The organism is Thauera aminoaromatica S2 (assembly GCF_000310185.1).
Lineage (GTDB): Bacteria > Pseudomonadota > Gammaproteobacteria > Burkholderiales > Rhodocyclaceae > Thauera > Thauera aminoaromatica.
Genome location: NZ_AMXD01000075.1, coordinates 1 through 19,925 on the forward strand (window position 1 = coordinate 1; position 19,925 = coordinate 19,925).

19 protein-coding genes and 1 tRNA gene are annotated in these 19,925 nt (G+C 69.9%); 9 read left to right on the forward strand and 11 right to left on the reverse strand.

The features are described 5' to 3' along the window. Both C665_RS12120 and C665_RS12125 read right to left on the reverse strand, forming a co-directional pair. On the reverse strand, positions 1-417 hold a 417-nt coding region (locus C665_RS12120), incomplete at its 3' end, for a LytR/AlgR family response regulator transcription factor (RefSeq protein ID WP_004311459.1). Beyond that, the gene (locus C665_RS12125) at positions 414-1,523 is read right to left on the reverse strand and encodes a sensor histidine kinase (RefSeq protein ID WP_004311461.1); all 1,110 of its coding nucleotides are present in this window, start codon (positions 1,521-1,523) and stop codon (positions 414-416) included. The genes C665_RS12120 and C665_RS12125, both read right to left, overlap by 4 nt. 96 nt (positions 1,524-1,619) lie before the next feature. On the opposite strand from C665_RS12125, the gene argH reads away from it, so the two are divergent. The 7 genes from argH to C665_RS12160 are packed head-to-tail and all read left to right on the forward strand — an operon-like array spanning position 1,620 to position 8,346. After that, complete coding sequence (argH, locus tag C665_RS12130) at positions 1,620-3,077, forward strand: argininosuccinate lyase (RefSeq protein WP_004311463.1); 1,458 nt, start codon at positions 1,620-1,622, stop codon at positions 3,075-3,077. Positions 3,078-3,093: 16 nt separating this feature from the next. After that, positions 3,094-4,389, forward strand: coding sequence for a protein kinase domain-containing protein (locus C665_RS12135; protein ID WP_004311465.1), 1,296 nt, complete (start codon positions 3,094-3,096; stop codon positions 4,387-4,389). Further along, complete coding sequence (locus tag C665_RS12140; RefSeq protein ID WP_004311466.1) at positions 4,386-5,309, forward strand: fructosamine kinase family protein; 924 nt, start codon at positions 4,386-4,388, stop codon at positions 5,307-5,309. The genes C665_RS12135 and C665_RS12140 overlap by 4 nt, the downstream gene beginning before the upstream one ends. Positions 5,310-5,330: 21 nt before the next feature. Further along, on the forward strand, positions 5,331-6,083 hold the full coding sequence (locus tag C665_RS20715; RefSeq protein WP_012585010.1) for a hypothetical protein: 753 nt from the start codon (positions 5,331-5,333) through the stop codon (positions 6,081-6,083). 6 nt (positions 6,084-6,089) lie between these two features. Further along, positions 6,090-6,377 (forward strand): hypothetical protein, encoded by a 288-nt coding sequence (locus C665_RS12150; RefSeq protein WP_004311471.1) that lies wholly within the window; start codon positions 6,090-6,092, stop codon positions 6,375-6,377. 11 nt (positions 6,378-6,388) lie between these two features. Then, positions 6,389-7,246, forward strand: coding sequence for an HprK-related kinase A (locus tag C665_RS12155; RefSeq protein ID WP_012585009.1), 858 nt, complete (start codon positions 6,389-6,391; stop codon positions 7,244-7,246). Next, positions 7,243-8,346: a nucleotidyltransferase domain-containing protein gene (locus tag C665_RS12160; RefSeq protein WP_004311474.1), complete on the forward strand. Its 1,104-nt coding sequence runs from the start codon at positions 7,243-7,245 to the stop codon at positions 8,344-8,346. The genes C665_RS12155 and C665_RS12160 overlap by 4 nt, the downstream gene beginning before the upstream one ends. A gap of 47 nt (positions 8,347-8,393) precedes the next feature. On the opposite strand, the gene grxD is transcribed toward C665_RS12160, so the two are convergent. The 9 genes from grxD to groES all read right to left on the reverse strand — a co-directional run bounded on the left by grxD (position 8,394) and on the right by groES (position 16,834). Next, positions 8,394-8,723, reverse strand: a complete 330-nt coding sequence (grxD, locus tag C665_RS12165; RefSeq protein ID WP_004311475.1) for a Grx4 family monothiol glutaredoxin — start codon at positions 8,721-8,723, stop codon at positions 8,394-8,396. Positions 8,724-8,787: 64 nt separating this feature from the next. After that, positions 8,788-9,657 (reverse strand): peptide chain release factor N(5)-glutamine methyltransferase, encoded by an 870-nt coding sequence (prmC, locus tag C665_RS12170; RefSeq protein WP_004311476.1) that lies wholly within the window; start codon positions 9,655-9,657, stop codon positions 8,788-8,790. Further along, a complete protein-coding gene (gene prfA / locus C665_RS12175; RefSeq protein ID WP_004311477.1) occupies positions 9,654-10,736 on the reverse strand; it encodes a peptide chain release factor 1 in 1,083 nt (360 codons plus the stop codon). The genes prmC and prfA overlap by 4 nt, the downstream gene beginning before the upstream one ends. Before the next feature lie 57 nt (positions 10,737-10,793). After that, on the reverse strand, positions 10,794-12,050 hold the full coding sequence (hemA, locus tag C665_RS12180; RefSeq protein ID WP_004311478.1) for a glutamyl-tRNA reductase: 1,257 nt from the start codon (positions 12,048-12,050) through the stop codon (positions 10,794-10,796). A 139-nt stretch (positions 12,051-12,189) separates the two neighbouring features. Beyond that, a tRNA-Phe gene (locus tag C665_RS12185) sits at positions 12,190-12,265 on the reverse strand. A 67-nt stretch (positions 12,266-12,332) separates the two neighbouring features. Continuing rightward, positions 12,333-13,832, reverse strand: a complete 1,500-nt coding sequence (locus C665_RS12190) for a sensor histidine kinase (protein WP_004311479.1) — start codon at positions 13,830-13,832, stop codon at positions 12,333-12,335. Further along, a complete protein-coding gene (locus C665_RS12195; RefSeq protein WP_004311480.1) occupies positions 13,801-14,493 on the reverse strand; it encodes a response regulator transcription factor in 693 nt (230 codons plus the stop codon). The genes C665_RS12190 and C665_RS12195 overlap by 32 nt, the downstream gene beginning before the upstream one ends. Positions 14,494-14,841: 348 nt before the next feature. After that, positions 14,842-16,491 (reverse strand): chaperonin GroEL, encoded by a 1,650-nt coding sequence (gene groL, locus C665_RS12200; RefSeq protein ID WP_004311481.1) that lies wholly within the window; start codon positions 16,489-16,491, stop codon positions 14,842-14,844. 52 nt (positions 16,492-16,543) lie between these two features. After that, positions 16,544-16,834: a co-chaperone GroES gene (gene groES, locus C665_RS12205; protein ID WP_004311482.1), complete on the reverse strand. Its 291-nt coding sequence runs from the start codon at positions 16,832-16,834 to the stop codon at positions 16,544-16,546. 265 nt (positions 16,835-17,099) lie between these two features. On the opposite strand from groES, the gene C665_RS12210 reads away from it, so the two are divergent. Next, positions 17,100-18,233, forward strand: a complete 1,134-nt coding sequence (locus C665_RS12210) for a glycoside hydrolase family 2 TIM barrel-domain containing protein (protein ID WP_004311483.1) — start codon at positions 17,100-17,102, stop codon at positions 18,231-18,233. 178 nt (positions 18,234-18,411) lie between these two features. Further along, the coding region (locus tag C665_RS12215; protein ID WP_004311485.1) for an AAA family ATPase at positions 18,412-19,925 on the forward strand (1,514 nt) is incomplete at its 3' end.

The following is a 19,925-nucleotide window of genomic DNA, read 5'->3' on the forward strand; positions in this document are numbered from 1 at the left end:
GTCGGCCGCCGGCGGCGCGCGGCGCGCGCGTACGCGCTCGAGCGCCGCGGCCAGGCGCTGCGCGCGCACCGGCTTGAGCAGGTAATCCACCGCGGCAAGCTCGAAGGCCTGCACCGCGTACTGGTCGTAGGCGGTCACGAAGACCAGCGCCGGAGGCGCCGGCAGGCGGGCGAGGTGGCGGGCGAGCTCCACGCCGTCCATCACCGGCATGCGGATGTCGGCCAGCACCACGTCGGCCGCCGCGGCGTCGAGCAGTCGCAGGGCCTCGACGCCGTTGGCGGCCATGCCGACGATCGCGTTGGGCTGCTGCCCGGCGACGTCGCCGAGCAGGTCGCGCAGGCGCGCACGCGCCGGCGCTTCGTCATCGACGACGAGCACGCGCAGCGCCGCGACAGCCTCGGGTGCGGTTGCGGTCATGCGGCCTCCCTCTCCCAGGGCAGGCGGATGCGCACCCGGTAGCGGCCATCCGCCTCGTCGATCTCCAGCCTCGCCTCGAGGTCGTGGAACAGCATCAGGCGCTCGCGGATGTTATCCAGCGCCATGCGGTTGCCGACATGGTGCAGCCCCTGCGCGGCGACCGGGTTGTCCACCTCGATGCAAAGCTCCTTGCCGTGGCGCGCGATGCGGACGATCACCTCGCCCGCGGCGGCGGCAGGCTCGATGCCGTGGTAGACGGCATTTTCGAGCAGGGGTTGAAGCAGCAGCGAAGGCATGCGGGCGCGCAGCAGTTCCGCGGGCACGCGCGTACGCCTCTCGCCGCCTTCACCACCTCGTCCGCCCTCCCCGCCTTCCCCGCCTTCCCCGTCCTCTCCCGCCTCTCCACCCCCTCCTCCAAACTCCCAGCGCACCGCGAGGCGCTCGCCGAGCCGCAGGCGCTCCAGCCCGATGTAGCGCTCGGCGAGCTCGATCTCCTCGGCCAGCGTCACGCGCTCGCGGCCGTCCTGCATCAGCGCGCGGAACAGGTCGGCGAGCTCCTCCAGCGCCTGTTCCGCGCGGCGCGGCTCGGAGCGGATGACGCCGAGCACGCCGTTCAGGCAGTTGAAGAAGAAGTGCGGCCGGATGCGCGCGGTCAGTGCGATCAGCCGCGCCTCGGCGAGCGCCGGCGACAGGCGCCGGCTGCGCCAGTCGAAATACGCTAGGCAGAGCGCAGCGGCGAGCCACGCCCAGCCCAGTGGTCGCCACCACTCCGCGGCCGGCACCGCGGCGAGCAGGCTGGCGGCGATCGCCGCCAGGCTGGCGAGCACGAGTACGACGCCGCGCCCGGCCGCGACCGGCAGCGCACTCAGCCCGGGCGCGCCGAGGTAGAGGAGCACCAGGCTCAGCAGCAGCGGCAGCTCCACCCGCCCGGCCATCAGCGCGAGCTCGTCGGCGAGCCGGGCGGGCGCATCGAGCCGGATCGCCACGGTGAGCGCGGCGAAGAGGTTCACCGCCAGCAGGACGCGCAACATCACCCCGAGGTTGCGGAAGTCGGGCAGGCCCGGCGCGCCGAGCGCCGGGGGCTTTTGCTTTATACTTTCGGCCATCTACGCGCGCCACCGCAGGCGGCGCCCCTTCCCGTAATCGTTCCATGCCGGGCCGGCAGCGCAGGGCCGGCCTTTTCCGTTTCCAACACCCCGATTATGACAGACACCACGACGCCGGCCGCCAGCGCCAACGCCCCCGCCGACGCGAGCGCCAAGGCCTGGTCCGGCCGCTTCTCCGAACCCGTTTCCGAACTCGTCAAGCGCTACACGGCGAGCGTGTCCTTCGACCAGCGCATGGCCGCGCAGGACATCCGCGGCTCGCTCGCGCACGCCAGGATGCTCGCCCGCCAGGGCATCATCGGCACGCAGGATCTCGTCGACATCGAGCGCGGGATGGCACAGATCGCCGGCGAGATCGAGCGCGGCGAATTTGCCTGGAGCCTCGACGACGAGGACGTGCACCTGAACATCGAGAAGCGCCTCACCGCGCTGGTGGGCGACGCGGGAAAACGCCTGCACACCGGACGCAGCCGCAACGACCAGGTCGCCACCGACATCCGCCTGTGGCTGCGCGACGCGATCGACCGCATCCTCGGGCTGATCGCCGAGTTCCAGTCCCGCCTGCTCGAGGTCGCCGAAACCCATGCCGGCACGCCCCTGCCCGGCTTCACCCACCTGCAGGTGGCGCAGCCGGTCACCTTCGGTCACCACCTGATGGCCTACTTCGAGATGAGCCGGCGCGACGCCGAGCGCTTCGCCGACTGCCGCAAGCGCGTCAATCGCCTGCCGCTCGGCTCGGCCGCGCTCGCCGGCACCAGCTACCCGATCGACCGCGAGTTCGTCGCTTCCGAGCTCGGCTTCGACGAGGTCTGCTACAACTCGCTCGACGCCGTCAGCGACCGCGACTTCGCGATCGAGTTCTGCGCCGCCAGCGCGCTGCTGATGACCCACCTGTCGCGCCTGTCCGAGGAGCTGATCCTGTGGATGAGCCCGCGCGTGGGCTTCATCGACCTCGCCGACCGCTTCTGCACCGGCAGCTCGATCATGCCGCAGAAGAAGAACCCCGACGTGCCCGAGCTGGTGCGCGGCAAGACCGGCCGCGTCAATGGCAGCCTGGTCGCCCTGCTCACGCTGATGAAGGGCCAGCCGCTGGCGTACAACAAGGACAACCAGGAAGACAAGGAGCCCTTGTTCGACACCGCCGACACGGTCATCGACACGCTTCGCATCTACGCCGACATGATCGGCGGCATCCGCGTCAAGGCAGAGGCCATGCGCGGCGCGCTCAGCCAGGGCTATGCCACCGCCACCGACCTCGCCGACTACCTGGTGAAGAAGGGCCTGCCCTTCCGCGACGCCCACGAGGCCGTGGCGCTGGCGGTGCGCGCAGCCGAGGTCAAGGGCTGCGACCTGCCGCAGTTCACCCTCGACGAGCTGCGCATCGCCATGGCCCACGTGCCCGGCGCCGCCGAGCGCCTCGGTGAGGACGTCTTCGGCGTCCTCACCGTCGAAGGCTCGCTGGCCTCGCGCAAGCACATCGGCGGCACCGCGCCCGAGCAGGTGCGCGCCGCGGTGGCGCGCGCCCGCATCGGCCTCGGCCTCGGCCAAGGCTGAGCCCGATCCGACGCCCATGACCACAGCGGCGGCCGAGCGCATCGGCAAGTACGAGCTTCTCCGCCGCATCGGCAAGGGCGCCACCAGCAGCGTCCATCTCGCCTGGGACCCGTTCCGCCAGGTCGAGGTGGCGATCAAGCGCCTGCGCCGCGAGATCATCGCCGATCCGCAGCGCGGCCGCCTGCTGCGTCAGCTCTTCCTCAACGAGGCCGCGCTCGCCGGCAAGCTCGCCCACCCGCACATCGTGCGCATCCACGATGCGCTGGTCACCGACGAGGATGCCTGGCTGGTGATGGACCACGTGCCCGGCGGCACGCTCGAGGACATCGCGACGCCGGCGACGCTGGCCCCCTTCGGGCGCGTCATCGAGATCGTCTTCAAGGCCACGCGCGCGCTCGACTACGCCTTCCACCAGGGCATCACGCACCGCGACATCAAGCCGGCCAACATCCTGCTGATGGCGCCCGGCGGCAGCGACATCCGCATCTCCGACTTCGGCGCCGCGCTGCACACCGCGCGCGAGACCACGCAGATCGCCGGCGTCGGCTCGCCCGCCTACATGTCGCCGCAGCAGGTGCGCGAGGTGCCGCTCGACCACCGCACCGACATCTACTCGCTCGGCGTGGTGATGTTCCAGCTCCTCACCGGCCACCTGCCCTTCGAGCAGGAGAACAGCTACAGCCTGCTCTACAGCATCGCACACGACACCCCGCCGCCGCCCTCCGAGCTGCGCCCCGAGGTACCCGAGGCGCTCGACGCGATCGTGCGCCGCGCCACCGAGAAGGACATCGAGCGCCGCTACCAGAGCTGGAGCGAGTTCTCCCACGACCTCGCGCTCGCCTTCCGCAACCGCAGCCTCGCGCTCGCCCCGGACCGCCTCGGCGACACCGGCAAGTTCGAGGCGCTGCGCACGATGCGCTTCTTCCGCCGCTTCGCCGACGCCGAGCTGTGGGAGGTGATCGGGCTGTCGCGCTTCGACCGCGCGCTCGCGGGCACGGTGATCATCAAGGAGGGCGAGCGCGGCGACGCCATCTGCTTCGTGCTCGCCGGCGAGGCGCGGGTGAGCAAGCAGGGACGCCTGCTCGAGGTGCTCAACCCGGGCGACTGCTTCGGCGAGATCGCGGTGTTCTCCACCATCTCCGGCGTGCGCTCGGCCTCGGTCGAGGCCGCCGCGGACACCGAGCTGGTGACGATTCGCGCGCGCGCGCTCGAGCGCGCCAGCGAGACCCTGCGCATGCATTTCTACCAGGCTTTCCTCGAGGTGCTGGCGACGCGCCTGTCGCAAGCCAGTGCCCGCATCGCCAATCTATGAACGAATCGCCGACGCCCCACCCCGCCCTTCCCGCCGTCGAGGCCGCCCTGCGCGCCGCCATGGGCGAGCAGCTGCGCATCGTCTCCGCCGAGCCGGTGAGCGGCGGCAGCATCCACACCGCGCTGCGCCTCCAGGACGCCGGTGGCGCACGTTTCTTCGCCAAGCTCGCCCCTGCCGCCCAGGCGCCGATGTTCGAGGCCGAGGCCGACGGCCTCGGCGCGATCGCGGCAAGCGGCAGCCTACGCACCCCGGCGGTGATCGCGCGCGGGGGGGACGAGGCCCACGCCATCCTGGTGCTGGAATGGCTCGACCTGCAGCCGCTGACCAGCGCGGCCGACGGCGCCCGCTTCGCCGAGGCGCTGGCGGCGCTGCACCGCAACGTCGGCGAGCACTTCGGCTGGCCGCGCGACAACTTCATCGGGCGCACGCCGCAGGCGAACACCGAGCGCGACAACTGGGCGCGCTTCTTCGTCGAGCAGCGCCTGCGTCCGCAGTTCGCGCGCGCCCGCGCGCAGGGCTTCGACATCGAGCTGCAGCGCCAGGCCGACCGCCTTCTCGACCGTGTCCCCGCGCTTTTCCTCGACTACCGCCCGCCCGAGAGCCTGCTCCACGGCGACCTCTGGCACGGCAACGCGGCGGTGCTCGCCGACGGCACGCCGGTGGTGTTCGATCCCGCGGTGCACCGCGGCGACCGCGAAGCCGACCTCGCCATGAGCGAGCTCTTCGGTGGTTTCCCCTCCGCCTTCTACACCGCCTACCGGCGCGCCTGGCCGCTGCACGAGGACTACGAGCAGCGCAAGCCGCTGTACAGCCTCTATCACCTGCTCAACCACCTCAACCTGTTCGGCCGCGCCTACCTGCGCGAGTCCCTTCGGCTGGCCACGCGGCTGAACGAGGAGTTGGCGCGGCGCAGGGACTGAAACGCCCCGAAGCAGGAGCGGATGCGTCGGCGTTTTTTACACTCGGCCCCGGAGCGCGATCTGCCCGCACAGCACACCTATTTTGAAATCAGCGACTTGCGTCGATTTTTCGACGCGGGCGTGATATTTGCTACGGTCTGGGTAAGGTTCATCGGAAAGACGTCGGGCGGCAGATATAATGAAATCAGGCACCAGCGGAATCAGGGATTGATGATGGACAGGATCCGGAACAACGAGACGGTCGAGCAGCGAAGGCGAGTCCTGAAGGGCGCGCTGGGCGCGTCCACCGTGCTCACGCTGGGATACGGCGGTAGCGCGGCTGCGGCATCGATCGGATGCGTGAAGAACACGTACATTGAAGAAACCCCGCCTGCGAACGGTAACCAGTTTTCGTGGACCGACCCGGCGGCCATGACCGGGGTTGACGAGTGGGCCTGGAGCAAGGTCGACGTATGGGAATGCAGCGGGAACGTGGGGGGCGTTCCGGATACGGACTTCGAGGGCTTCTCGCTCGACAACGGCATCAATTGGTACCGCGTGCCGGCGGTGGTCGGCGAAGCTCCGACGCTGATCGCCTTGGCGACGAAGAAGAGCTCGCAGTCGCCCGCGTACCCGAAGACCGCTTGGGTTTTGGCGTACTTCGACGCGAACGGCAACTTCGTCGGCAACTACCCCGCGATCACCATGCGCACCGAGCAGAATACCCCGCTGGAGGGTTCCTGCCTCGCGTCGGTGAATCCGAATGCGAAGAGTGGCTTCACCTACGGCGGCTGAACGCCGATGCAGCCGACCTCGCCGCTGGGGCCGCTGGCCTGGATCGAACGCTACTGCCCGTCCCTCGACGGGCAGTTTCTTTTTCTCGATCCGCTGCGCTGGGATACCCATCTGCTGAGCGCGGGCGCCGTGATCGTGCTGCGCGAGGCGGCGCTCGCCATCGAAGCCGGATGTTTCGAGGCCTTCCGCGCCGAGGTCGCCGCGAACGGCGGCTGGCCGGCGGGACTGGAACGCCTGGCGGTCGCGCTGACCGCGCTCGCCGAGCGCGCTGCGGGCACGGGGACCGAGGCTTGAAGGGCGGCGTGATGCAGCGCTCGATCGACCTCGGTGCGGCCAGCGTGGTGGTGCGCTCGCCGCTTCGCGAGTTCAATGCCCAGCTCGACCTGCTCTACCGCGACCATTCGCAGGCAGGGGACAGCGGCTTCGCGGACGTGCGCGTCGCGCTGCTCCCCGGGCCGCCCTGGCGCGTGTGGGGCCCGCAGGTACGCCTGTGGTCGGAGGCCTCCTGCCCCTTCGACCCCTACCCGCTCGACAGCGCCCTGCCTCTTTTCGAATGGGGCACCAACTGGCTGCTGGCGCAGCGCCTCAACGCGCATGTGCTGCTGCATGCAGGCGTGGTCGCGCGCGAGGACCGTGCCCTGATCCTTCCCGCCGCACCGGGCTCGGGCAAGAGCACGCTGACCTGCGCCCTTCACCTCGCAGGCTGGCGCTTCCTCTCGGACGAGTTCGGGGTGCTGGATACCGAATCCGGACTGCTGCACCCCCTGCTCAAGCCCGCAGCGCTGAAGAATCGCTCGATCGACATCATCGGCGGCCAGCCGGGCGCGGTCCTCGGCCCCGTCTTTGCCGGTACGCGCAAGGGCGACGTGGCGCACTTCGCACCCGACCGTGCGAGCGTCGCAGCACGCCGCCGGCCGGTCACACCCGCGCTCGTGGTGTTCCCGAGATATCGCGAAGGCGCAGCCCTGCGCTGCGAACCGGTGCGCCGGGCGGAGGCCGCGATGCGGCTGGGGCTCAACAGTTTCAATTACCGCAAGCTCGGCCCGGTCGGCTTCGACGCCATCCTCCGCCTCGCGCGCACGGCCCCCGCCTGGGAGATCGAGTATGGCGCGCTCGCCGACGCCCTCCCCTGCATCGAGCAGCTATTCGGAAAAGCCTCATGAGCACGCATCCGGCGGCCGACTGTGCCCTGCTGCTGCGCGGCCTTCACGAAGCCCTCGAGATCCCGGAGGCGCGCTGGGATCGGGTGCTGCGGCTCGCGCGCATGACCGGCCTGCATGGCCGCCTCGCCGCCGCCAACGCGGACAATCCGACCGTGTCGGAGCGGGTCCGCCGCCATCTGCTGTCGGCGACGAGGATGGCGGACTTCAGCGCGCGCATGCTCGACGCCGAGCTGCGCGACGTGGCCCCGCTGTGCGGCGGCGATTTCCCGGTGATCGCCCTGAAGGGCGGCGCCTACGCACTGCAGGCGCTCGGCTTCGCCCGCGGCCGCTTCGTCTCCGACATCGACCTGCTGGTGCCCGCACGCGCCCTGCGCACCATGGAGGCGAGGCTGCACGCCGCGGGCTGGGAGAGCGCGGCGCTGGACCCCTACGATGAACGCTACTACCGCGACTGGAGCCACGAGACGCCCCCCCTGCGCTTCCCGGGCCATTTCCTCGAACTCGACCTGCATCACGCGATCACGCCGGTGACCGGGCGGCGCCATTTCGATCCGGCGCCGCTGTTCGACGAGAGCTTGCCGATCGCCGGCAGCCGCTTCCGCGTGCTGTCGGCGCGGGACCAGGTGCTGCATGCCTGCGTGCATTGCTTCCAGGACGGCGATCTCGCCCTGCGCGTGCGCGAGATCGCCGACATCGACGGCCTGCTGCGCAGCTTCGCCGGCACGACGGGCTTCTGGCCGGGCCTCGTCGAGCGTGCCAATGCGCTCGGGCTGGGCCGTCCGCTCTGGTATGGGCTGCATTTCGCCCGCAGCTGGATGCAGACGCCGGTCCCCCAGGAGGTCCTGAGCGCCCTTCCCGGCCCCGCCGCCGTACTCCGCCGGCCGATGGAGGCCTACATCTCGCTCGCCCTGCTCCCGCCCGACCCCGATCGGCCACCCGGCCTGTCGGTGCGATTCGCGCGGCGGCTGGCACTCGCGCGCTATCACCTGCTGCGCATGCCCCTGCACATGCTCCTGCCCCACCTCGCGCGCAAGGCCTGGTTGCGCACACGCCGCCGCACACCCGACGGTGCGAATGAAAACGCCGGCGGCGGACCCTGAAAACGGGTCGGCAGCCGGCGTTCCACGACGAAGGTCGTCGCGCGGGATCAGTCCTCGCCGACGAGTCCGGCGTCCTTGAGCATCTGCTGCAGTTCGCCGCTGTCGTACATCTCGCGCATGATGTCGCTGCCACCGACGAATTCGCCCTTGACGTAGAGCTGCGGGATGGTGGGCCAGTTGGAGAATTCCTTGATGCCCTGACGGATCTCGGGGTCGGCAAGCACGTTGACCGCGAGCACCTCGCGCACGCCGCAGCCCTTGAGGATCTGCACCGCGGTGGAGGAGAAGCCGCACTGCGGGAACTGGGGCGTGCCCTTCATGTAGAGCACCACGCCGTTGTTGGTGACCTGATCGCGGATGACGTCCTGGATGTCCATTCTGGAAACCTGAAAAAGTTGAGTTAAACAGTCGGGAAATAATAGGCGTTGCGCGCCGCCAGCGTCAACGCGAATCGCGCGTTGCGCGCCCCAGCCAGCGCCCCCCCGAGACGCGCTCGATGCCGGCGAGGTCGGCCCACGAGGCGATCGCGGCAAAGCCGGCGTCGGCGAGCAGGCCGCGCGCCGACGCCGCCTGGTCGTAGCCGTGCTCGAGGAAGAGCCAGCCGCCATCGACCAGGCGTGCCGGCGCGCCGGCGACGATCTCGGCGAGGTCGTCCAGGCCCTGCGGCCCGGCGGCGAGCGCGCCACGCGGCTCGAAGCGCACGTCGCCCTGCTCGAGGTGCGGGTCGCCCGCAGCCACGTAGGGCGGATTGGACACGATGAGCTCGAAGTGCTCGTCGCCGAGCGCGCCGAACCAGTCGCTCTGCACGAAGGAGACGCTCGCGCCCAGCCTGGCGGCGTTGGCCATCGCCACCCACAGCGCCTCGCGCGAGCGGTCGAGCGCGACCACCTCGGCCGCCTCGAGCTCGAGCGCCAGGGTCACCGCGAGCGCCCCGCTGCCCGTGCCGAGGTCGAGCACGCGCAGCCCGCGCCGTCCGGGAAAGTGCGCGAGCGCGAGCTCGACCAGCAGCTCGGTCTCGGGGCGCGGGATCAGCACCGCCGGGGTGACGAGGAACTCGCGCCCGTAGAACTCGCGCGTGCCGGTGAGATAGGCCACCGGCTCGCCGGCGGCGCGGCGCTCGACGAGGGCGCGGTACTCGGCCCAGTCCTCCGCAGCAAGCTTCTGCTCCGGCCACGCCACCAGACGCGCGGCCGGGCACTGCAGCACGTGGCGCAGCAGCACGCGCGCGTCCATCTGGTCGATGCGCGCGCGTGCCCAGGCGAGCGCGCCGGCGATGTCGATCCCGTCGGCAGACGGCGCGGCGGGACTCATGCATCCTCCCCGAGTGCCGCGAGCAGGTCGGCCTGGTGCTCGAGGGTGAGCGCGTCGAAGATCTCGTCGAGCTCGCCCTGCATCACCGCATCGAGCTTGTAGAGGGTGAGGTTGATGCGGTGGTCGGTCACCCGCCCCTGCGGGAAGTTGTAGGTGCGGATGCGCTCGGAGCGGTCGCCGCTGCCGACCAGGCTCTTGCGCTGCGCGGCCTCGGCGCTCTGTTGCGCGCGCACCCTGGCGTCGTACAGGCGCGCGGCGAGCACCGCCATGGCCTGCGCCTTGTTGCGGTGCTGCGAGCGATCGTCCTGGCACTCGACGACGATGCCGGTGGGAATGTGCGTGATGCGCACCGCGGAGTCCGTCTTGTTGATGTGCTGCCCGCCCGCGCCCGAGGCGCGGAAGGTGTCGATGCGCAGGTCGGCGGGGTTGATGTCCACCGCCTCGACCTCGTCGGCCTCGGGCAGCACGGCGACCGTGCAGGCGGAGGTGTGGATGCGCCCTTGGGTCTCGGTCACCGGGACACGCTGCACGCGGTGGCCGCCGGATTCGAACTTGAGCTTCGAATAGGCGCCGTTGCCGACCACGCGGGCGATGACCTCCTTGTAGCCGCCGAGGTCGGATTCGCTCGCCGACACGATCTCCACCTTCCAGCGCTGGCGTTCGGCGTAGCGGGTGTACATGCGCAGGAGGTCGCCGGCGAACAGCGCTGCCTCGTCGCCGCCGGTGCCGGCGCGGATCTCGAGGAACAGGTTGCGCGCGTCGTTGGGATCGCGCGGCAGCAGCGCGCGCTGCAGCTCGGCCTCCAGCGCTTCGATGCGCGCCTCGCCCTCGGCAAGCTCGAGTTCGCCGAGCTCACGCATCTCGGGGTCGGCGAGCAGCTCGCGCGCGGTCGCGCAGTCGGCCTCGGCCTGGCGATGCTCGCGGTACAGCGCCACCACCGGCTCGATCTCGGCGCGCTCGCGCGAGAGCTCGCGGAAGGCGTTCATGTCACGCGCGCCCTCCTCGGAGGCGAGCGTGCAGTCGAGCTCTTCGAGCCGGTTGGCGAGGTGTTCGAGTTTGTCGCGGATGCTCTGCTTCATGACGGAGGAAGGACGCGCGCGCGCCGCCGGCGGGCGGCGGCCTGCGGAGCCGTGCGGCTAGTGGGAATCGCGGGACAGGTTGAAGAGCTCGCGCACCACGCGGCCGGCTTCGACCTTGTGCTCGCCCTCGGCCTGGTTCAGGAAGCGGGTGGGGCCGTGCATCAGCTTGTTGGTGAGGCCGTGCGACAGCGCCTCGAGCACGCGCTGCGGGTCCTCGCCCTTGGCGAGCAGGCGCACGGCGCGCTCGAGCTCGGCCTGGCGCAGGCTCTCGGCGTGCTCGCGCAGCGAACGGATCACCGGCACCGTCTCGCGCGCCGACATCCAGTGCAGGAAGCCATCGACCCGGCTGGCGATGATCTGCTCGGCCTCGATCACCGCCTGCTGGCGCGACTCCATGCCGGCCTCCACCACCTGGGCGAGATCATCCACGGTGTACAGGAAGATGTCGTCGAGTTCGGCGATCTCGGGCTCGATGTCGCGCGGCACGGCCAGATCGACCATCACCATCGGGCGATGGCGGCGCGCCTTGACCGCGCGCTCGACCATGCCCAAGCCGACGATGGGCAGCGGCGCGGCCGTACAGGACACGACGACGTCGAAACGCGGCAGCGCCTCGCCAATCTGATCGATGCGCATGGTGGTGGCGCCGAAGCGGTCCGCCAGGGCCCTGGCACGCTCCTCGGTACGGTTAGCCACCGCCATGGATTTGGGCCGAGCGCCGCCGAAGTGGGCGGCACAGAGCTCGATCATCTCGCCCGCGCCGATGAAGAGCACGTGCTGGTCGGCAACGCGCTCGAAGATGCGCTCGGTCAGATGCACGGCCGCGGCGGCCATCGACACCGTGTTGGCGCCGATCGCGGTGGTCGAGCGCACCTCCTTGGCCACCGCGAAGGTGTTCTGGAACAGCTTGTGCAACAGCACGCCCAGGGTGCCCGCCTCTTCGGCGTAGCGCGCGGCGTCCTTGACCTGGCCGAGGATCTGCGGCTCGCCGATCACCATCGAGTCGAGCCCGCTCGCCACCCGGAAGACATGGCGGATCGCGTCGCGCTGCGGGTAGGAATACAGGTAGGGCGAGACCTCGGCGAGCGCGAGGCGGTGGAAACGAGCGAGCCAGTCGGCCGCGTGCTGGGGCTGCTCGGCGGCGAAATAGAGCTCGGTGCGGTTGCAGGTCGACAGGATCGCCGCCTCGCGCACCGAATCCGTATGGGCCAGATCGTGCAGCGCCTGCCCCATGCGCTCGGGCTGGAACGCGACGCGTTCGCGGATGACGAGCGGCGCGGTGTGGTGGTTCAAGCCGAGGGCGAAGAGTTGCATGCGGGAGGGGGGTGGGACGGAGCGAGCCGGATTATAACACCGCGCCTGCGCCCCAAAATTGAGCCGGAACAGCGACTTCTGGCCGCAAATTGACGCCGCAAAGCAAATGGGCCGACACTCGGTCGGCCCATCGGGATTCTGGTGGCCAGTCGCGGAATCGAACCACGGACACGCGGATTTTCAATCCGCTGCTCTACCAACTGAGCTAACTGGCCAACGAGGTCCGCATTATAGCCAGTCTTTTTCCTTTGTCAAAGGGTTTGGCGAAAATGCCCGAAAAGCTCAGCCCAGGGCGTCGTGATCGCCCTGCACCTGCCGCGGTGGCTGCAGGTGGCTGCGCGGGAAGACCACGCGGGCGAGCGTGCCGCGTCCGCCCGGGCCGGCGTCCAGGGTGACGGTGCCGCGGTGCAGCTCGGCAATCTCGCGCACGATCGGCAGGCCGAGGCCGGAGCCATCGACGCCGCTGCCGAGCACGCGGTAGAAGCGCTCGAAGACGCGCTCGCGGTCGGCCTCGGGGATGCCGGGACCGTTGTCCTCGACCTCGAACACCGGTGAGCCGGCGTAGCGCGTGCGCGCGGTGACGCTGCCACCGCGCGGGGTGTACTTGATCGCGTTGTCGACCAGATTCTTCAGCATCTCGCGCAGCAGCACCGGGTTGCCCTCCACGCGCAGGGCCGTGTCGCCCGCCTCGACACCGAGGTCGATCCGCTTGGCCTGCGCGCGCGGATAGAGCTCCAGCGCCACCTCGCGCACGATCGCATCGAGGTCCACCGTCTCCACCGCGTAGAGCTTCTCGAAGCTCGCCTCGGCGCGGGCGAGCGAGAGCAGCTGGTTGATCAGGTGGGCTGCGCGGTCGGTGCTCTCGGCGATGCGGGTGAGCGACTGGCGTAGCTGGTCGGGGTCGGTCTCGTGCATGGCGAGGTCGGTCTGCATCTTGAGCCCGGTCAGCGGCGTGCGCATCTGGTGCGCGGCGTCGGCGATGAAGCGCTGCTGCGCCTGCAGGTTCTCTTCCAGGCGCGCCATCATGTCGTTGTAGGCGATGATGAGCGGACGCACCTCCTCGGGCACGCTCGATGGCTCGACCGGCGACAGGTCGGTGGGGCGACGACGGCGGATCAGGCTCTGCAGCCGGTTGAGCGGCGCGATGCCGCGGCTCAGGCCCACCCACACCAGCACCACCGCGAGCGGGATGATGGCGAACTGCGGCAGCAGCACCCCGGTGACCACGCGCGAGGCGAGGTCGGTGCGCTTGTTGCGCGTCTCGGCGACCTGCACGAGCACGAAACGATCGGCCTGCGCAGGGTCGGGGCGCACGAAGCGCCAAGCGATGCGCACCTCCTCGCCCTGGATCATGGCATCGCGCAGCTGCACCTCCTCGCCGTCGACTGCGGACGAGGTCGGCATGGGCGGGATCTCGGCGTCGCCGCTGACCGTGACGCCATTGACGTCGGCCACCTGGTAGTAGACGACGTCGTCCTGGTCGGCGCGGAACAGCGCGCGCGGCGGCGCCGGAAAGCGCACCACCACCTGGCCGTCCTCGACCTCGACCAGGCGCGCGAGCGCGCGCACGCCGTCGGCGAGTGCGAGATCGTAGGGCTGGTTGGCGATGCTGTCGGCGACGTTGTGGGTGACGATGATCGAGATCGGCCACAGGAACAGCAGCGGCGCGAGCATCCAGTCGAGGATCTCGCCGAACAGCGAGTTCGGCGGCCCGGACTTGCGCGGCGCGTTTGCGCCGCGCGGCGCGCGCTCAGGCCTGGACTTTCGCCGCAGGGGCAGCATCGGGGTTTTCCAGGCAGTACCCCAGGCCGCGCACGGTCACGATGCGCACGCCGCTGTCCTCGAGCTTCTTGCGCAGGCGATGGACATAGACCTCGATCGCGTTGCTGGACACCTCCTCGCCCCAGCCGCACAGGTGGTCAACGAGCTGGTCCTTGCTGACCAGGCGGCCGACACGCAGCAGGAAGATCTCGAGCAGGCCGATCTCGCGCGCCGACAGCTCGACGAGCTGGCCGCCGATCTTGACCACGCGGTCGGCCTGGTCGTAGCTCAGCTGACCGATCTCGATGCAGCGCGGCTGGCCGGTGCCGCGGCGGGTAAGCGCACGCACGCGCGCTTCCAGTTCGGGCAGGGCGAAAGGCTTGGTGAGGTAGTCGTCGGCACCGGCATCGAGCCCGCGCACGCGGTCGTCGACGCCATCCTGCGCGGTCAGGATCAGCACCGGCTGAGCCGACTTGCGCGCGCGCAGGCGCTTGAGCACCTCGATGCCGTTCATGCGCGGCAGGCCGAGGTCGAGGATGAGCAGGTCGTAACCCTGGCCCGCGAGCGCGGCATCCGCCTCCATGCCGTCCGCCACGTGATCGACTGCACAACCACCGCGCCGCAGGGCGCGACAGATGCCGTCGGCGATCACCGGATCGTCTTCCGCCAACAGGATACGCATAGCATTCCGGCTGTAAGTTGCTTGTAAGCGGAGATTCAGAGAATGTTTCCGCTGTTCTCCTTTTGCTCGGTCTTCGGGGACGTGGCTGCTGCGCGCAGCGGCGTTCCGGGGAGCGCCCGCCCATCTGGGCCGCGGCGCTCCCCACCGACTTTTACTCCCCGAATTAAATAATTATCCCACGCTTTGCGCAGTCGCAGGCAGCCTCCCCGGCGGCTGGACGCGGGACGGCCCGCGCCGTGCCGGAACCGATGGACGCAAAAAGGCCCCGCCGAGGGCATTCCTCGACGAGGCCTTGTTCGCTTGCAGCGGGCGGGAGGTCCGGCGGACCGGACCTTCCCGGGCAGGCAGTTACATGCCCATGCCCATGCCGCCCATGCCACCCATGCCGCCCATGTCGGGCATGCCGCCCATCGGCTTGTCCTCGGCCAGCTCGCCGACCATGCAGTCGGTGGTCAGCATCAGGCCGGCGACGGACGCGGCGTTCTGCAGCGCGGTGCGGGTGACCTTGGTCGGATCCAGCACGCCCATCTCGACCATGTCGCCGTACTCGCCGGTGGCGGCGTTGAAGCCGTAGTTGCCCGAGCCCTCGACGACCTTGTTCACCACCACGCTCGGCTCGTCGCCGGCGTTGGCGACGATCTCGCGCAGGGGCTGTTCCATGGCGCGCAGCACGATCTTGATGCCGGCATCCTGGTCGTGGTTGTCGCCCTTGAGCTCGCCCAGCGCGGCGCGGGCACGCAGCAGCGCGACGCCGCCGCCGGGGACGATGCCCTCTTCCACCGCAGCGCGGGTGGCGTGCAGGGCGTCCTCGACGCGGGCCTTCTTCTCCTTCATCTCGACTTCGGTGGCGGCACCGACCTTGATCACCGCAACACCGCCGGCCAGCTTGGCCACGCGTTCCTGCAGCTTCTCGCGGTCGTAGTCGGAGCTGGCTTCCTCGATCTGCACGCGGATCTGCTTGACGCGCGCCTCGATGCGGTCGGCCTGGCCGGCGCCGTCGATGATGATGGTGTTTTCCTTGCCGACTTCGATGCGGGCAGCCTGGCCGAGGTCGTCCAGGGTGGCCTTCTCGAGGGTCAGGCCGACTTCTTCGGCGATGACCTGGCCGCCGGTCAGGATGGCGATGTCTTCCAGCATGGCCTTGCGACGGTCGCCGAAGCCCGGGGCCTTGACGGCGCAGGTCTTGAGGATGCCGCGGATGTTGTTCACCACCAGGGTGGCGAGCGCTTCGCCTTCGACGTCCTCGGCGATGATCAGCAGCGGACGGCCCGACTTGGCGACCTGCTCGAGCACCGGCAGGAGGTCGCGGATGTTGGAGATCTTCTTGTCGAAGAGCAGGACGAAGGGCTGCTCGAGGATGGCAACCTGCTTGTCCGGGTTGTTGATGAAGTAGGGCGACAGGTAACCGCGGTCGAACTGCATGCCCTCGACCACGTCGAGTTCGTTCTGCAGCGACTTGCCGTCTTCGACGGTAATCACGCCTTCCTTGCCGACCTTGTCCATCGCACGGGCGATGATGTCGCCGATGTCGCTGTCGGAGTTGGCCGAGATCGAGCCGACCTGGGCGATCTCCTTGTTGGTCGAGCAGGGCTTCGACAGCTTCTTGAGCTCGTCGATGGTGGCGACGACGGCCTTGTCGATGCCGCGCTTGAGGTCCATCGGGTTCATGCCGGCGGCGACGAACTTCATGCCTTCGCGCACGATCGACTGCGCCAGCACGGTCGCGGTGGTGGTGCCGTCACCGGCGATGTCCGAGGTCTTGGAAGCGACTTCCTTGACCATCTGCGCGCCCATGTTCTCGAACTTGTCCTTCAGCTCGATTTCCTTGGCGACGGAGACGCCGTCCTTGGTCACGGTCGGGGCGCCGAACGAGCGCTCGAGCACGACGTTGCGGCCCTTCGGGCCCAGGGTCACCTTGACCGCGTTGGCGAGGATGTTGATGCCGGCGACCATGCGCTCGCGGGCGGAATCACCAAACTTGACTTCTTTAGCTGCCATTCTTCAGAACTCCGGAATCGTTTCGATTAGGGTTGATCGGTGCGGGGGAGGCTCAGGCCTCGACCACGCCCATGATGTCTTCCTCGCGCATCACGAGGAGTTCGTCGCCTTCGACCTTCACGGTCTGGCCGGCGTACTTGCCGAACAGCACCTTGTCACCGACCTTGACGGCCATCGGACGGACCTTGCCGTCGTCGAGGATCTTGCCGTTGCCGACCGCGAGGACTTCGCCCTGATCGGGCTTCTCGCCGGCGCTGTCCGGGATCACGATGCCGCTGGCGGTCTTGCGTTCGGCTTCGAGGCGCTTGACGATCACACGATCATGCAGGGGACGAATCTTCATCGAGTTCTCTCCTAACTGAGGTTCAACTGTCTGGGTTGATGAAACACGCGGAACCAGTCCGCAGGAAAAGGATCTGCTGTGGCGATGGACGGGCTTGCACCCGTCGATCGAGGCTTGTTAGCACTCGACGCCAACGAGTGCTAATAATAGGGACGGGTCCAGAGGATTTCAAGTGCGCTTCCTGTTAACTTTTTTCTGCGCCGTGATGGCGCTCGCCGCGGCGCCCCTCCACGCCCAAAGCCAACCTCCCCCCCTCGCCGCCTCCATGGACGCACGATGGAAGGGCGCCGCCTTCGAGGGCGACCGCGCCAGCCTCGCCCGCCTCGCCGCCGCCGGCGCCAAGGTCGTGCGCGTGTACCGCCAGTCCGACGCCTGGGTGCTCGACGAGGCGCACCGCCTCGGCCTGAAGGTGGTGATGGGGCTGTGGCTGGAGCACCCGCGCCACGGTTTCGACTACGCCGACGCGCGCGCCATGCGCGCACAGGAAGACGCCCTGCTCGACTTCGTCGCCCGCCACCGCAAGCACCCTGCCCTGCTCGCCTGGGGCGTGGGCAACGAGATCGAGACCGGGGTCGCCGACCCGCTGCCGCTGTGGCGCGCGGTCGACCGGCTGGCCGCGCGCATCCGCGCGCTCGACCCCGACCACCCCACCATGATGGTGGTCGCCGACACCGGCATGGACGCCTTCCGCGCACTCGCCGGCTGCTGCCCCAACGTCGAGCTGCTCGGCATCAACGTCTACGCCGGTGCGGTGTTCGACCTGCCGCAGCGCCTGCGCGCGGCCGGCATCGCCAAGCCGGTGGTGGTCGCCGAGCTCGGCCCGCTCGGGCAGTGGCAGGCCGGGCGCAAGCCCTGGGGCGCGCCGGTCGAGCTCACCAGCACCGAGAAGGCGCGCTTCTTCACCGAGGCCCTCGCCTTCCTCGACCAGCAGGCGCAGATCCGCGGCGTCTTCCCCTTCCTGTGGGGCGCGAAGCAGGAACAGACCGCGACCTGGCACGGACTGCTGCTCGCCGACGGTAGCCCCACCGCGATGAGCGACGCTCTCGCCGCCGCCTGGGGGCGGCCGCAGCCTCGGCCCGCACCGCGCATCCGCGGCATCGGCATCGGCGCGGACGAGTTCGCCGCCGGCGCGGAGATCTCCGCCGGCATCGACGCGGTCGCCCACGACGGCAGCGCGCTCGCCGCCGAGTGGGCCGTGCACGCCGAGGCCACCGACCTGCGCAAGGGCGGCGATGCCGAGACCCCGCCCACGCGCATCGACGTGCGCGTGCTGCACGCCGATGCCGCCAGCGTGAGCTTCGTCGCCCCGGCGCAGCCCGGCGCCTACCGCCTCTTCATCACCGTGCGCGACCGCGAGGGCAAGGCAGGGACGGCGAACCTGCCGTTCCGGGTGAGGTAAACGAGGCCTCGCCCGCAGCAGCGTCGTCTCCCTCGCGCCTGCGGCTCTCGCACGTTCGTGCCCCCTCCTCCCGTGGGCGCACGGTGCCCGCCCCGCGCATTCCTCCCCGCTTGGTCCGCCGCCCCGCCCCGGGGTTAAGATGACTCGCAGAAGAACCCCAAGCGCAGGAGGCGCGCCCATGTCCGCTCCGCTCACGCCGCCGGCCCCCTTGCCCGTCGAGCGCCTGGCGACTCGCTGCGACCCGGCAGCGCTCGGCATCGAAACCTCCGCCCAACTGCCCGAGCTCGACGTCGCCCGCCTCCACGGCCGCGCGGTCGACGCGATCCGGCTCGGCCTCGACATCCGCGCCGAGGGCTACAACCTCTTCGTGCTCGGCGACCCCGGCAGCGGCCGCCACGAGCTCGTCCGCCGCCTGCTCGAGGACACGCGCGGCCGCGGCGATGCACCCGCGGACTGGTGCTACGCATGGAACTTCGCCAACGCCGCCCAGCCTCGGCTGCTGCGCCTGCCCTGCGGGCGCGGCCCGGCGCTGCGCGACGATCTGGCCCGCTTCGTCGAGGAGCTGGTGCCGGCGATCGGCGCGGTGTTCGAGAGCGAGGAGCACCGCAACCGCATCGAGGCCCTGCAGGAGGAGGCCAAGACGCGCGAGGAGAGCGCCTTGCGCAGCCTCGGCGACGAGGCCCAGAAGCTCGGCGTCGCGCTGCTGCGCACCCCGCACGGCTTCGCCTTCCTGCCGATGAAGGACGAGGGCAGCACGCTCACGCAGGAAGAATTCGAGCAGCTGCCCGAGGCACGCCAGCACGAGCTCGGCGAGCACATCCGCGCGCTGCACGAGCGCCTGCACCGCCTGATGGGCGATTTCCCGCGCTGGCGGCACGAGCTGCAGAACCGCATCCGCGACGCCGGGCGCGAGGCGATCCGCGCCACCGTCACCCACATGGTCGACGAATTGAAGGCGCGTCACGCAGACCTGCCCGAGGTGTGCGCGCATCTGGACGCGGTGCTCGCCGACGTCGTCGCCAGCGGCGAGTCGCTGCGCGCGACGCCGCACGCCGACGAGGACAGCGAGACGCTGACCTACACCGGCAGCATCAGCGTGCAGCGCTATCTGGTGAACCTGCTCGTCGCCAACCCCGCCGACGGCACCCGACCGATGGTGTACGAAGACCACCCCACGCTGCAGAACCTGGTCGGCCGCATCGACCACCTGGTGCACATGGGCACCCTGGTGAGCAACTTCACCCTGATCCGCGCCGGCGCCCTGCACCGCGCCAACGGCGGCTTCCTGGTGCTCGATGCGCTCAAGCTGCTGTCCCAGCCCTTCGCCTGGGAGGGGCTCAAGCGCGCGCTCAAATCCGCACGCCTGCGCATCGAGTCGCTCTCGGAGCTGATCGGGGTGACCGGCTCGGTGCAGCTCGAGCCCGAGCCGATGCCGCTCGAGCTCAAGGTGGTGCTGATCGGCGATCGCCTGACCTACTACCTGCTCGGCCGCTACGATCCCGAGTTCGCCGCGCTGTTCCGCATCAACGCCGACATGGAGAGCGAGATCGAACGCTCCGCGGACAACACCGCCGCTTACGCCTGCCTGCTCGCCACCCTGGCGCGCCGCGCCGGCCTGCCGCCCTTGTCGGCGCCGGCGCTGGCGCGCCTGATCGAGCACGCGGCGCGCCTCGCCGCCGACGCCGAGCGCCT